Origin of the sequence: Streptomyces viridiviolaceus, from assembly GCF_014650995.1 — a bacterium.
Classification (GTDB): domain Bacteria; phylum Actinomycetota; class Actinomycetes; order Streptomycetales; family Streptomycetaceae; genus Streptomyces; species Streptomyces viridiviolaceus.
The window spans coordinates 1-14,308 of the sequence record NZ_BMWA01000038.1; the positions used below are offsets into that span (position 1 = coordinate 1).

A 14,308-nucleotide genomic window follows, 5' to 3' on the forward strand; every position below is an offset into this window, starting at 1 on the left:
GCGCCTGAGGCTGTCCTCGATGGAGCGCTCGGTGGCCTCGGCGGTCCACTCGTGCACGATCTTGTTCGGGTTGCCGTACTCGAACAGGCCGCCCTTCTCACCGAAGTCGGGGGTGGCGGTCTCCAGCTCGTCGAGGATGACACGCCCGACCTTGGTGGACAGGACGTACGCGTCGCGGGGCTTGGTGGCGAGCACCTCGCCGAGCCGCTCCTCGGCGAGGCCGGCGCCGTAGAAGGGGGCGGTGTCGTAGTAGCGGATGCCGTGGTCCCAGGCGGCTTCGACGGTGGCTGCGGCCTCGTCGTCGGGGATCGCGCGGAACATGTTGCCGAGCGGGGCGGTACCGAAGCCGAGACGGCCGGGAAGGATTTCCTTGAGCGACATGACAGTGCCTTTGCGAGGGGGGTGAGGGGTGGAACGCCCTGTTGCGCGAGCGGCTCCGCCGGGGGAGCCGGGGGAGCCGGGGGCGGGCCACCGGATGAGCGCCGCACACAAATGCAAGCGCGCTTTACGTGTGGAAACAATACTTGCATGCGCGGGCTAATGCAAGTCGGTGGTACCGCGGTCGTAGTGGCGCCTGCCGGGGACGCGGTCCGCGGGGGCGTCCCGGCCGCGAAGCGACTGCCTCATCCGTCCTCGCGTGTGACGCGGCACAGTGGCCCCTGAGGGCCGGAAGCTGCTCAACCGATGCAGGCGGCCGTGGGGCCGATCGGTGGGCGTCTCGCTCGGGCCTTCGATGCGGCGGCGGTCCGCGGCAGCCGGCGCCTGGCGCTGCACCGGCTCGAACTGGTCGGCATGAGTGCGATCACTGACAGCGCACCGGCGTCGCCACCGCGGCGGTGATCAGGCGAGAGGACGCGACAGTTCGACGCTCGCCCGACTCCTGGTCGGCGACCGCTTGCACGCCCCGCGCCGGCTCGAGCCCGCCGCGGCCGTGGCGGGCATGGCCGCCGGCTTGCCGGCTGTGGCTGGGCCCAACTGTCCTACACCACTGTCCCGTACGCGGTGCACGGCATCGCGGTTCGAAGGAGCCCGGCTGCAGTCCCGGCGGGCCGGCCGGCGAGCGCTGCCCTCCTCAGGAAGCGACCGTGCCGGCCGCATCGGTCCCGGCCGCCGGGCCGGGGGAGGGGAAGTGCGGCAGGACCGTCTCGGCGAGCTCGTGGAGGACCTCTTCCACGGGGCGGTCACCGGGGCGGAGGTTGAAGGAGACGTGCGCAACGCCGAGTTCGCCCATCGTCCGCAGGTGGTCGATCAGAGCCTGGTGGCCGGTGCGCAGCCCGAGCCGGATCGGGGTCGCCGCAGTGGAAGGATCCCCGGTGAGGTCCAGCTGCATGGGGGTGAGGTACGGCTTGGGCGTGCCGGCGGTCAGCTCCTGCCACTCCCGTGTCTTGAGGCGCAGGGCCCCCAGCGGACGCGGGTAGTTGAGGGACGCGTCCGCGTTCTGTGAGATCCACTCGGCCGACTGCTGGGCGTGCCCGGCGATGGCGAGAGGCACGGACGGGCCCGTGGGCTTGGGCAGGACGTCCAGATGACGGTCGGCGCCGAGTCCGAGCTCGGGGAGCTCCATGCCCGCACCGTCGGCGTACCGGGTCCAGGCGGCACGCAGGATCTCCACACCCCGGCGGAACGCGGCACCGCGGCCCTGGAAATCCTCCCCGAACAGCGGATACTCGACGGGCCGGTCCCCGCTCGCGAGGCCGAGGACGAACCGGCCGCCGGAGAGCACGTCGACGGTGGCCGCGGCCTTGGCGACCAGCAGCGGATGCCGTAGCGGCAGCACGACGGCCGCGGTACCGAGCACGGCCCGCTCGGTCACGGCCGCCAGGTGCCCGAGGTGCGTGAACGTCTCGAAGACGGAACCGGCGTCGCCGAACTGCTCGGGATCGTAGAGGGGAACGTCCCGCACCCAGAGCCCGGTGAAGCCCAACTCATCTGCCAGGCGGGCGAGTTCGGCATGGCGGGTCAGGTCAGGGACACCGAAGGGGCGGCCCGCGGCCCGGTCGGCGCGCAGCCGGCTCGCGCCCCAGTCGTTGTCGAGGGGCAGCTCGAGCCCCAGAGTCGGCAGGCTCGCGGGGTTCACAAGCCGGTCAAGGGCGGTGGGAGTAACAGACATCACAGGCACAACTTTCGGGAACGCAGCGACGACGCGGGACGGCGCGGAGGTACGGGGTACAAGTACGGGCCCGCGCGGGCGGGACCTGCCATCCACGCCCGCGCGAGCCGGAGCAACCCGGCGGGACGGCGCGGTGCGCCGCACCGCCCGGGTCGGTCGGAAGGGTCAGTTGAGCTCGTCCGGGTGGGGGCCGGTGCGCAGGCTGCGGTCGAGAGCGGCGATGGTGGTCATCTCGTCGTCGGTGAGGGCGAAGTCGAAGACGTCGAGGTTCTCGCGGATGCGGGCGGGCGTCACCGACTTGGGGATGACGACGTTGCCGAGCTGGAGGTGCCAGCGCAGGACGACCTGGGCGGGCGACTTGCCGTAACGGGCGGCGATGGTGGTGATCGCCTCGTCGCCCAGGACGGCGCCCTGTGCCAGCGGGCTCCAAGCCTCGGTGGCGATGCCGAGCCGGGCGTGCGCGGCGCGCAGCTCGCTCTGCTGCAGTCCGGGGTGCAGCTCGACCTGGTTGACCGCCGGGACCAGCTCGGAGTCGGCGATGAGCCGCTCCAGGTGCGCGGGCTGGAAGTTGGACACGCCCGCGGCACGGATCCGGCCCTCGGCGACGAGCTTCTCGATGGCCTTCCAGGACTCGCGGTAAAGGTCGCGGGCCGGGGTCGGCCAGTGGATCAGGTACAGGTCGACGTGGTCCAGGCCCAGCTTGGCCAGGCTGGCATCGAAGGCCGTGAGCGTGGCGTCGTAGCCCTGGTCGGCGTTCCACAGCTTCGTGGTGATGAACAGCTCCTCGCGGGCGATCCCGGAGTCGGCGAGGGCGCGGCCGACGCCGGTCTCGTTCCCGTAGATCGCGGCGGTGTCGATGCTGCGGTAGCCGGCCTCCAGGGCGGAGCTGACCGCGGCGGTGGTCTCGGCGTCGGGGACCTGGAAGACGCCGAAGCCGAGCTGGGGGATCTCGACACCGTTGTTCAGGGTGACAGTGGGAATGACGTGGTTCATGTGTGGTTCCTTGCTTTCAGGCGGTGACGGCGGCGGAACCGCGGTGGCGTGACAGCGGTCCCGCATCCGATGGGGAACAGTGACGATCTGTGCGCGGTGTCAGCCGAGCGTCTCGATGGCGGTGGTGGCGAACCCGTGGTCCTGTCCGGGGGTGCCGCCGCCGACGCCGATGGCGCCGATCAGGCGGCCGTCGCGGTGGAGGGGCAGGCCGCCGGCGATGAAGAGGAGCGGCCGGTCCAGGGCGGTGGGCAGGGAGTGGAACGGGCCGTCGGGCTTGACGAGGTCGACGAGGTCGGCGGTGGCGGCGTTGAGCTGGAGGGCGGTGTAGGCCTTGCGCGTGCTGGTCTCGCCGGAAATGAGGACGGCACGGTCGTCGCGGCGGAAGGCGAGGAGGTGGCCGCCGGCGTCGAGGACGGTGACGCTGACGGTGACTCCGGCTGCTTCGGCGGCGGTGCGGGCGGCGGTCACGAGGGTTTCGGCCTCGCGGGTGGTCAGCGGCGCGATGGCGGTGGTGGTGCTCATGAGGGGTCCTTCACGAGGGGAGCGGACGGGGTGTGGGGCGGCCCGGTCAGGTCCGGACGGCCGCCGGGGTCTCTTCGGTCACCGTGGTTCCGGCGACGACGCGTCCGGCGGCGCGGGTGCGGCGGTCGAGGTAGGCGGCGACGAAGGCGAGGAGCAGCGCGGTGCCGGAGAGCAGGGCGCCGACCCAGTTGGGGGAGGTGTAGCCCAGGCCCGCGGCGATCACGATGCCGCCGAGCCAGGCCGCGAGGGCGTTGCCGAGGTTGAAGGCGCCGATGTTGGCGGCGGAGGCCAGGGTCGGGGCGGCCGAGGCCTGGTCGAGGACCCACTTCTGCAGCGGCGGCACGGTCGCGAAGCCCAGCGCGCCGATCACCGTGAGGGTGATCGCGGCCAGCACCTTGCTGTGCGCGGTCGCGGTGAACAGCAGCAGGGCTGCGCTCAGGCCCGCCAGGGCGGTGAAGAGCATCGGCATGAGCCTGCGGTCGGCGAACTTGCCGCCGAGCAGGTTGCCCAGGAACATTCCGATGCCGAACAGGACGAGCAGCCAGGTCACGGCGCCCTCGGTGTAGCCGGCGACCTCGGTCATCATCGGCGTGATGTACGTGATCGCGGCGAATACGCCGCCGTAGCCCAGGACCGTCATCGCCATGGCGAGCCACACCTGGACGTTCTTGAACGCGGCGAACTCGCTGCGGACGTCCTGCGTCTCGGGCCGGCCGGTCGCGGGCACCAGCCTGGCCACGCCCAGGAAGCCGATGACACCGAGTGCGGCGACGATGAGGAACGTGACGCGCCAGCCCGCGGCCTGGCCGATGGAGGTGCCGCCGGGGACACCGACGATGTTCGCCACGGTCAGGCCCATGAACATCAGGGAGATGGCCGAGGCCTTCTTCTCGGGCGCCACCAGGTCGGCGGCGACCACGGAACCGATGCCGAAGAACGCGCCGTGCGCCAGAGAGGCGACGACCCGGCCGACGAGCATGAGGCCGAAGCTCGGGGCGAGGGCGGACAGGGTGTTGCCGATGACGAACAGGGCCATCAGGAACATCAGCATCTTCTTGCGGGACACCTTGGTGCCCAGCACGGTGAGCAGCGGCGCACCGATGACGACACCGAGGGCGTAGCCGGAGACCAGCCAGCCGGCGGTGGGGATGGTGACGCCGAAGTCGCCCGCGACCTGGGGCAGCACGCCCATGATCACGAATTCGGTGGTGCCGATCCCGAAGGCCCCGATGGCCAGGGCCAGGAGCGCGAGAGGCATGGGAGCTACCTTCCAAGTGATTGCGTGAGGCGCTTACGTCCGAAGACAATAGTTGCAGACGCTCTATAAATGCAAACGCGGTAAGCGGTCGTGTGGATTTGCCTTCGTATGCAACTATGGGTGGGATGCCCCGACGAAGGAGGCCCCGATGACCGCAACCGCCCCCGCGCTCACCGCCCTGGCACATGGCTGGTGCGCGTTGTCCCTGCTGCACGACAGGATCGAGGCGCACCTGGAGCGCGCCCTGCAGGCCGAGCACGGTCTGAGCGTGCGGGAGTACTCGCTGCTCGACGTGCTGAGCCGCCAGCACGACGGAGAGGGCGGCCACCTGCAGATGAAGCAGGTCGCCGACGCCGTCGTGCTCAGCCAGAGCGCCACGACCCGCCTGGTCACGCGCCTCGAGGACCGCGGCCTGCTCATGCGCTACCTGTGCCCCACCGACCGGCGCGGCATCTACACCAACGTCTCCGACGCCGGCCTCCAGCTCCTCGAGGAGGCCCGCCCGACCAACGAGACGGCCCTGCGCGAGGCCCTCGCGGAGGCGGCGGAAGACCCCCGGCTGGAATCCTTGGTGCGCACCTTCGACACGGTCCGTGCGCCGATGGGGGCTGCCGCATGAAGGCGATCACCCTCAACGGGTACGGCGGACCGGAGACGCTGCGGCTGACCGACCTGCCGGACCCGAAGGTGGCCCCCGGCGAGGTGCTGGTCCGGGTCAAGGCCGCAGGGGTCAATCCTGTGGACTGGAAGCTCGCCGAAGGGCGACTCGACGCCCTCATGGAGACGCACTTTCCCCTGGTCCCCGGTTGGGACGTGGCTGGAGTGGTCGAGCGGGTCGGCTTCGACGTCGAGGAGTTCTCACCCGGCGACGAGGTCTTCGGCTACATCCGCAAGGACGCCGTCCAGTACGGCGCCTACGCCGAACTCGTCTCCGCGCACGTACGCATGCTGGCTCTCAAGCCTGCTGCGCTGACCTGGGAACAGGCTGCTGGTGTCCCGCTCGCCGGGCTGACGGCGTATCAGGCGATCAAGCGGGTCGGCGTCCGCGCCGGCGACACCGTCCTGGTGCACGCGGCCGCGGGCGGCGTCGGCTCACTCGGCGTCCAGATCGCCGTCGCGCTCGGCGCACGCGTGATCGGCACGGCGAGCGCCCACAACCACGACTTCGTACGGCGGCTGGGCGCGGAGCCCGTGACCTACGGCCCCGGACTCGTCGACCGCGTGGCCCAGTTGGCGCCCGAAGGAGTCGACGCGGCCCTTGACTTCGTCGGTGCAGACGCCGTGGAAGCATCGCTGCACCTTCTCGGACGGCCGGACCGGCTCGCGTCCATCGCCGACCCCGAGGCGGCCGCGAAGGGCGGACACTACGTCTGGGTCCGTCCCGACCCGGTGGACCTTTCAGCCCTCGCCGACCTCGCCGACAGGGGGGAGCTGAGGGTGCACGTCGAGAAGGTGCTTCCGCTCGACGAAGCAGCAGAGGCCTGGCGCCTGAGCAGCCAAGGGCACACGCGCGGCAAGCTCGTGCTGACCGTGGGCAGGCGCTGAGCAGCTCGGTTCCTTGCGTCCGCGGCCGGCCCGGTCGAGGGCCGGCCGCGGACGTGCTGCGCCACTGCGCCGGCACAACTGCCGGTCGGTCGTCATGACCGTTGCATCGACGACCGACTCCAGCTCCTCCTGGACCTGTTCACTGGGCCTTCGCAGGGCCTGGAAGACACCTGTGACCTTCTCCTGGAGCAGATGCGCCACCCCGGTTCGCGCGACGACGTCGCGCTCCTCCTCGCCGGCCTGACCTCCCGTGCCGACACACGCCGATGACCCGCCCCCTGCACCGTGCGGGGAAAACGCGGAGGTGACGACGAGGTGCAGCAATCAGGACAAAGCCCACAACACCGAGTCAGTGCGCCTACCAGTTGGTATGAGCGGAGGGGTCGTTCGGGGGCGGGAGGTGGAATGTTCGGATGGCTGCGTTGTGACGGTGCGGGCCCCGAGCGGAGGCCCGCGCCTGTGCTTCCGACCCCCGTAGCGGCCCACGCACCGAAAGAAGAGCACTTGCGTACCACTGTCAGAAGAGCCGGATGGATGGCGGCCGCCGCCGCAACGATCCTCGTCACTGGCTGCGGAAGCGGCACCGGCGCCGAGCCCTCGGCTCCGGTCACTGCAGCATCCTCGGTGCCCTTCGGTCAGAAGGACGTGCAGGCGGACCTGGACGCGGCCAGCGCAGCCGCTGGGCTCCCCCGGGGAAGAACCAAAGGTTGGGTTTCCTCTGCTGCCTGACCGGTCGGCCGAGCCGACAGCAACGGAAAGGGAGCGGAAGTACGCGGCCCTCGCGTCTGAGCTGACACCGTGCGTGGTCTCGTGGTCGTCCGACAACGCACAGGACGGATCCGGAGCCACTCTCGTCGGCGATCGTCAGCAGTGGGACTCCACGCTCGCCCACCTGACCGCGCGGGTATGGAAGGAGTCCCAGCCACCCGAGGAAGTGCCGTTCCGAGGAGACAGCTCCTAGGTGTATTGATCACGAGCGTTGTTAACGCCGGTAGGGCTTGATCATGGCGAAGACCTCCGGTGTGGTGGAGCTGTCTAGGACTGCACCACACGGAGGTCTTCGTGTCCCACCGTAATGCCCGGCTGACCGTTCACGGCAGGCGGCTGCTGATCGAGCGTGTCCGTTCAGGTCGTCCCGTCTCCCATGTCGCGGCCGAGATGGGCATCTCGCGGCCCACTGCCCACAAGTGGCTGCGTCGCTGGCGACAGGAGGGGGAAGCCGGCCTCCACGACCGGCCCAGCCGGCCCCGCACGACGCCGCACCGCACTCCGGCAGCGTTGGAGGCCCGGGTCTGCCGCCTGCGCCGGGACCGCAAGCTGGGACCGGCCCGCCTCGGCCCGGTCCTGGGCCTGCCCGCCTCCACCGTCCACCGCATCCTGGCCCGCCACGGCCTGAACCGGCTGGCCTTCCTGGACCGGCCCACCGGACAGGTCATCCGCCGCTACGAACGCCGGCGGGCCGGCGTACTGGTCCACGTCGACGTCAAGAAGCTCGGCCGGATCCCCGACGGCGGCGGCCACAAGGTCCTGGGCCGCCAGGCCGGCCGCGCCACCCGCAGCAACATGGGCTTCGACTACATCCACTCCGCCGTCGACGACCACACCCGCCTCGCTTACAGCGAGATCCACGGCGATGAGAAGGCCGCCACCTGTGCCACCTTCCTTCGCCGGGCCGCCGCCTTCTTCGCCGCGCACGGCATCGACCGCGTCGAGCGGGTCCTGACCGACAACGCCTGGCCCTACCGCAAGAGCTTCGCCTGGCGCGACGCCCTGACCGACCTCGGCGCGGCCGGGAAGCTCACCCGCGCCTACCGGCCGCAGACCAACGGCAAGGTCGAACGCTTCAACCGGACCCTGCTCGACGAATGGGCCTACCTGCGGCCCTACACCAGCAACACCGAACGAACCGCAGCCCTGGCAGACTTCCTGCACACCTACAACCACCACCGCTGCCACACCGCACTCGGCGGCCACCCACCCATCACCCGCGTAAACAACCCTGCGGGTCAATACACCTAGACCGCCACCCGCATGTCCTTCCCGCCTGCAGCACTCGCGCCCGACAGCCTTTCGCCGCCTCATCCTGGCGTTCATTCCCCTTCCGCGCTCATCGAGCAGTGCCTTCCCTGGGCCCTGGGGGGCCGAGACTGTCCCAGGACATGCTGGTCCGAGGCCAAAAGCGACCCATTCTGGGAGCGTTCGGCAGATGCGAGCCTTCATCAGGTCGCCGCAGCATCGGTCATCGATGCGTAGGACGCGAGGCGGTGAACATTCCCGCCGCAGGCCAGCCATCGCACGTTAAATAGAGGAACACCCAGTACATGAAGGCGAACGTCACCTTCCCGAGCACCGGCCTCTCCCTTGCCGGCATCCTGTACACCCCTGACAACCACACCGGCGCTCTGCTGCCGGCCGTGGTGGTCTCCCACCCCTGCGGCGGCGTGAAGGAGCAGACCGCCAGCGTCTACGCCGAGCGCCTGACTCGCGAGGGCTTCGCGGCGCTCGTTTTCGACGCCGCCTACCAGGGCGAGAGCGAGGGCATGCCGCGCGGTCTGGAAGACCCTTTTCAGCGTGCCGAGGACATCCGCGCCGCGGTCACCTACCTGACCACCCGGGACGACATCGACCCGGCCCGCATCGGCGCGCTGGGCATCTGTGGCTCGGGCGGCTACGTGCCGTTCGCCGCGCAGACCGACCACCGCATCAAGGCCGTGGCCACCGTCAGCGCCGCGGACACAGGGGACCTGTTCCGCAGGGGGCTCGGCCGCACCCAGGGCCCCGAGATCCTGCAGGCCATGCTCGACCAGGCGGGCGCCCTGCGCACCGCCGAAGCCCGCGGCGGGCAAGACCTGACCATGCTGAACTGGGTGCCCGAGTCACCCGAGGGCCTCGAAGAGCGCACGCTGTTCGCGGACGCCCACGACTACTACAAGACGCCGCGCGCCCAGCACCCCCGCTCGACCAACGAGTGGCCGCTGCGCAGCATCGACCAGATCGCCCAGTACGACTCCTACGCGATGATCGAGCTCATCTCGCCCCGCCCGCTGCTGATGATCATCGGTTCCGACGCCGACACCGGCTACTTCAGCCGCGAGGCCATCGCAAAGGCGAACGAGCCCAAGGAACTGTTCGTCATCGACGGAGCCACCCACGTGGACCTGTACGACAAGGACGAATACGTCACCCTGGCGGTCGCCAAGCTCACCGACTTCTTCGGCCGGAACCTGACCGCCTGATCCACCCGGGCCCGTCGGCCGCCCGGTGCGCCACCACGGCGCTTACCGGGCGGCACGGACCGGGTCCTCCCGGCGCTCGCCGATTCGGCCGCCCTGCGGCGACGTCTCGCTGCGTCACGCCCATTGCTTCCCTTCCCCGCTCCGCCCGCAGGAGGCCACCATGTCCCCGCAGACACTCAACTCCCGACCCCACCGCATCGAGGCGCTCATCGTGGGCGGCTCGCTCGGTGGTCTGACGACGGCACTCGCCCTGGCGTCCGCGGGACTGCCGTCCACCGTGCTCGAGCGGACCGCGGGACGGACGCAGCGCGGTGTCGCGATTCTCGTGGCCGGCGCGCGCCTGCAAAGGGCGATCGGGACAAACGCGTACCGCGGCGTCGGGCGGGCGCTGGGCCAGGCGGCCATCAGCCAGTACGCTCTCCCGCACGCCTGGTGGGACGTGTACTCCGCACTGCGTGACGCCGCCGACGCCGAGCCGCTGATCACGGTCGTGGAGAAGGCGAACGTGGTGGAGGCCGGACAGGACGACGCGTCGGCATGGGCGCGCACCGAGGACGGCGCGACGTGGACCGCCGATGTCCTGTTCGGCGCGGACGGCTACCGCAGCGTGGTGCGACGTCACGTCGACGGCCGGCGTCCGAACGCCACGTACGCCGGGTACGTGGTGTGGCTGGGCCAGTCCGAACTGCCGCCGGCGTATCACGGACGGGCCGGTGGTCCGGACTTCTTCTCCAGCGGCAGCGACATGCTCGCCGTGTATCCGCTCGTGGACAGCGGTGAGCGGGCGACCCGCTTCGGCTGGGGCTGGTTCGACGCGAGCCGCAACTCGCTCTTCCGCTCCATGGGCGCCGTCTCCGGCACCGAGGTGAGGCGGACTCCGCGGACCACGGACATCCCTGACGACGTCTACGCGTCGATGGCGGCCGTCGGCGAACGCAAGTGGGCCGAGCCCTGGCGTTCGGGCGTCATCAGCGCCTTCCGTGACCGTGAGGTGGTGGCGACACCGATCACCGAGTACGTGCCGGAGCGAGTCGCCAGTGGACGCGTTGCCGTCCTCGGAGACGCCGCGCACGTGCAGACACCCATGACGGGCGCCGGCTTCGAGGAGGCCGTGGCGGACGCCGTGGCGATCGTGGATGCTTTCGACGGTGCAGTCTCGCCGGAGGACGCGCTGCGGCAGTATGAACTCACGCGGCTCGCTGACATGCGCCGACGTGTTCTGGGAGGACAGTCGTTCAGCCGGTCGTTCGCCCGGCGGTGAGCAAGGCGGTGTGTCGGTGGCAGAACCACCTCCGCCGTTGGGCTGTGCGGATGTCCCCGGCGACCGCGGTGTGTGGGACGACCGCCTTCACGGCATTGAGGCGTTTGGGGTCGACGGTGTCGGTGGCCGGCCGCTCAGGGCCACGGTGGACGTTCGTCGACTGTTGATCGGGAAAACCCGGCATCGCCATGAGGAATCCGCCCTGCGCAGCCCGCGGACCGTCGTGCGGGCTGCCACGTCGGGTCAGGCAGGGACGAGTACGGGCCGGAGCGTCAGCCGGTGGCCTCCGCCGAAGGGAGGGGCTGATCATCCCCAGCACTCCAGGAGGCCAGGATGCGCCGACCGTCGTGGGACGGGGTGCCGGGCTCAGCGGTCCACGTGAGGAGCTTCAAGATGTGGCCGTGCGGCACCCATCCCAGCACCCTTGACGCGTTCAATGCGATGCGGGTTCAATGACTGCTGCACAATATATTTTATTATCTCTATGCTGCTCTGTCTGCAGGGAGTGGCATCGTGGACTCCGGCTCAGGACCATGACGATGAGGCCGGAAGTCCTCCGCGGAAGGTGATGGAACGTGGGCACGAGCATCTCCTGGATCACAGACGCGACCACCGGCCAGTTGCCGAGCGTCCCTCCCGACAGTGCTGCGCTCGCCATGGGCGCCGAGGCGCCCATGACCTACGCCGAGCTGCGGGAGCGTGAGCTGCGTTTCGCGTGCTCTCTGCAGAGGGCCGGGGTGAGGCGCGGTGACCGGGTGGGGTTGTTGCTGCGGAACTGCACGGACTACGTGGCCCTCTACCTCGCGATCGGCCGTCTCGGCGCGATCTCGGTCAGGCTCAACTGGCGGCTCACCGCCCCTGAGCTGCGGTTCCAGCTTCAGGACTCCGAGTCGACGGTCCTGATCTTCGACGCCGAGTTCGGCGACACGTTGGACCTGATCCGGGACAGGATCCCGGTCAGGACTTATGTAGCGCGTCCGGGAGGAACCGGTGCGGCGCCGGCCTGGTCCGTGCCGTTGGACGACTTCCTCGGCCCCGAGACAGAGGGCGACTTCCCGGTCGTGGGAATGGATGACCCGCTCACGCTGATGTACACGTCGGGGACCACGGGTACCCCCAAGGGCGCGCTGCTCTCCCACGGCAACGCGCTGTGGATCGGGGCCATCCAGTCGATGAGCTGGAAGATCGACCGCAGGACCGTCGCCCTGACCCAGGGGCCGCTGTTCCACGCCGGAGGGTTCGAAGTCCTCCTCCTCCCCGCGCTCCTCAGCCACGGCACGGCCGTCACCTTCCCGTCCGGCGGATTCAGCCTCGACGCGATGCTCGCGGCGGCCCGCAGGCATGAGGCGACGGTCATGCTGGTCTACTCGTTCATGCTCCCGGAGTTCGCCCGGCTCGAACACCTGGAAGAGGCGCTCCCGCCCTCCCTGACGCGGATCGTGACCGGCGGCGACACGGTCATGCCATGGGTCTACGACGTCTTCGAGGAGCGACTGCCCCGGGTGAACCTGACCCAGTCCTACAGCCTCACCGAGGGCGGGGCGGTCGCCGTACACCTGGAGCACGAATTCGCCCGTGGCAAGGAGCGCAGCGTGGGGCGGCCCCAGCCGATGACCGAGGTGAAGATCCTCGATCCGTTCGGCGACGAGGTGCCCACAGGAGAGGTCGGCGAGATCCACCTGCGGAGCCCGGGGGTCAGCATCGGCTACTGGGAACGGCCGGAGGCGACGGCTGAGACCTTCACCGACGGCTGGTGCCGGACGGGGGACCTCGGGCGCGTCGACACCGAAGGCTTCCTCACCCTGGCGGGCCGGGCGAAGGACATGATCCGCAGCGGTGGCGAGAACGTCTACCCGGCGGAGATCGAGAAGATCCTCACAGGCCATCCCGGTGTGCACGATGCCGCGATCGTCGGAGTGCCGGACGAAAAGCTCTTCGAGGTCGGCTGTGCCGTCGTGGTCCCCGAGCCGGGCGCGGAGCTTAACGGCGAGCAGCTGAGGAACTTCCTTGCCGGGCAGCTGGCCAAGTACAAGATCCCGAAGCACTTCGTCTTCGTGGACGAACTGCCCAGGACCGCCTCGGGCAAGGTGCTCAAGTACGTGATGCGGGCTTCTTACGCCGAGATCGGCGACCGCGCGACCTGATCCGCATCCCAGCCGGTCACCCCCGGTCGGCAATCCCGCCGCAGTACACCAACGTGCGATTGGACACACCTCAGATGACACAGACCGGACGTGCCGCACTGTTCTACGGGCCCGGCAAGCCGTTCAAGCTCACCGAGCTTCCCGTGCCCGAGCCCGAACCCGGAGCCCTCGTCATGCGGGTGACCCGTGCGAACATCTGCGGCTCGGACCTGCACATCTGGAGCGGCGAGGGAGCACTCGCGGCCGGCGGACGCGACGACGGGCGGGTCATCGGACACGAGATGACAGGCGTCGTGCACAGCCTGGGGCCCGGGGTGGACCGGGACTGGGCCGGGGAACCGCTCGCTCCGGGAGACCGCATAGTGTGCCAGTACTTCGCCCCCTGCGGACGCTGCCGTCCCTGTCTGCACGGCCGCGCGGAGGCGTGCACCCAACAGCACCGGGCCTTCCAGGGGAAGCCGTCGGTCTTCCCCCACTTCCGGGGCGCCTTCGCGGACTACTTCTACGTACGTCCCACGATGGCCGTGTTCAAGGTGCCCGACAGGGTCGGCGACGTGCTGGCGGCCGGTGTCAACTGTGCCCTGGCACAGATGACGATGGCCTTCGAGCGGGCGCAGGTGAAGATGGGGGACCGGGTCGTCATCCAGGGCGCGGGCGGCCTAGGCCTGTACGCCACCGCACTCGCCCGGGAGTGCGGTGCCTCCCAGGTGGTGGTCGTGGACGGTGTCGACGAGCGCCTCGAACTTGCCCGGGGCATGGGGGCCGACGAGGTGGTCGACTTCCGGGAGCTGGGTTCTGCGGAGGCACGGGCGGCCCGCGTCCGGGACCTGACGGACGGCGGCGGAGACGTCGTGTTCGAGCTCGTCGGGCGGCCGGGCGCGATCGAGGAAGGGCTCCGGATGGTGGCCCGGGGCGGCCGGTACCTGGAGCTGGGGACCTTCTACCAGGGGACCACGACCGCCATCGATCCCGGCTACCTGGTCATGAACAACATCACGCTCCAGGCGGTGGCCTTCTACGACGCGCACAGTCTCAAGAAGGCGCTGACCTTCCTGGAACGCCACGCCGACGACCTGCCGCTGGGACAGGCCGCTGCCGACTACCCGCTCGAGGCGATCGACACCGCCCTGGCCGACCAGCACGCCGGGAAGGTGGCGCGCGGATCCCTGGTCATGACCTGACCCGCATCGAAGCCGCAGGTCTTGGTAAGCGGCGGGAGCCAGGGCCGACGGAATGGCA

General features: G+C 70.0%; 12 protein-coding genes. 7 read left to right on the top strand and 5 right to left on the bottom strand.

The window, feature by feature from the left end:
• From IE260_RS36720 to IE260_RS36740, 5 genes are all read right to left on the bottom strand, one after another.
• The coding region (locus IE260_RS36720) for an aldo/keto reductase (RefSeq protein ID WP_189880012.1) at window positions 1-381 on the bottom strand (381 nt) is incomplete at its 3' end.
• A gap of 691 nt (window positions 382-1,072) precedes the next feature.
• Window positions 1,073-2,110: a TIGR03571 family LLM class oxidoreductase gene (locus IE260_RS36725; protein WP_189880014.1), complete on the bottom strand. Its 1,038-nt coding sequence runs from the start codon at window positions 2,108-2,110 to the stop codon at window positions 1,073-1,075.
• A gap of 165 nt (window positions 2,111-2,275) precedes the next feature.
• Window positions 2,276-3,103 carry an aldo/keto reductase gene (locus IE260_RS36730; RefSeq protein ID WP_189880017.1) on the bottom strand — a complete coding sequence of 276 codons (828 nt, stop codon included), beginning with the start codon at window positions 3,101-3,103 and terminating at the stop codon, window positions 2,276-2,278.
• Between the two features lie 99 nt (window positions 3,104-3,202).
• Window positions 3,203-3,625, bottom strand: coding sequence for a GlcG/HbpS family heme-binding protein (locus IE260_RS36735; protein ID WP_189880019.1), 423 nt, complete (start codon window positions 3,623-3,625; stop codon window positions 3,203-3,205).
• A gap of 46 nt (window positions 3,626-3,671) precedes the next feature.
• Entirely contained in the window at window positions 3,672-4,883 is a 1,212-nt protein-coding gene (locus tag IE260_RS36740) for an MFS transporter (protein WP_189880021.1), read from the bottom strand.
• 148 nt (window positions 4,884-5,031) lie between these two features.
• Between IE260_RS36740 and IE260_RS36745 the strand changes: the two genes are divergently transcribed.
• From IE260_RS36745 to IE260_RS36775, 7 genes are all read left to right on the top strand, one after another.
• Window positions 5,032-5,502, top strand: a complete 471-nt coding sequence (locus IE260_RS36745; protein WP_189880023.1) for a MarR family winged helix-turn-helix transcriptional regulator — start codon at window positions 5,032-5,034, stop codon at window positions 5,500-5,502.
• Window positions 5,499-6,428, top strand: a complete 930-nt coding sequence (locus tag IE260_RS36750; RefSeq protein WP_189880025.1) for an NADP-dependent oxidoreductase — start codon at window positions 5,499-5,501, stop codon at window positions 6,426-6,428. Before IE260_RS36745 ends, IE260_RS36750 begins: the two co-directional genes overlap by 4 nt.
• Before the next feature lie 1,062 nt (window positions 6,429-7,490).
• Window positions 7,491-8,447, top strand: a complete 957-nt coding sequence (locus IE260_RS36755) for an IS481 family transposase (protein ID WP_189880028.1) — start codon at window positions 7,491-7,493, stop codon at window positions 8,445-8,447.
• A gap of 302 nt (window positions 8,448-8,749) precedes the next feature.
• Window positions 8,750-9,664 carry an alpha/beta hydrolase gene (locus tag IE260_RS36760; protein WP_189880030.1) on the top strand — a complete coding sequence of 305 codons (915 nt, stop codon included), beginning with the start codon at window positions 8,750-8,752 and terminating at the stop codon, window positions 9,662-9,664.
• 160 nt (window positions 9,665-9,824) lie between these two features.
• Window positions 9,825-10,925 carry an FAD-dependent monooxygenase gene (locus tag IE260_RS36765; protein WP_189880031.1) on the top strand — a complete coding sequence of 367 codons (1,101 nt, stop codon included), beginning with the start codon at window positions 9,825-9,827 and terminating at the stop codon, window positions 10,923-10,925.
• A gap of 575 nt (window positions 10,926-11,500) precedes the next feature.
• Window positions 11,501-13,069 (top strand): class I adenylate-forming enzyme family protein, encoded by a 1,569-nt coding sequence (locus tag IE260_RS36770; RefSeq protein WP_189880033.1) that lies wholly within the window; start codon window positions 11,501-11,503, stop codon window positions 13,067-13,069.
• Between the two features lie 74 nt (window positions 13,070-13,143).
• Window positions 13,144-14,250, top strand: a complete 1,107-nt coding sequence (locus IE260_RS36775) for a zinc-binding dehydrogenase (RefSeq protein WP_189880036.1) — start codon at window positions 13,144-13,146, stop codon at window positions 14,248-14,250.
• Window positions 14,251-14,308 lie beyond the last annotated feature (58 nt).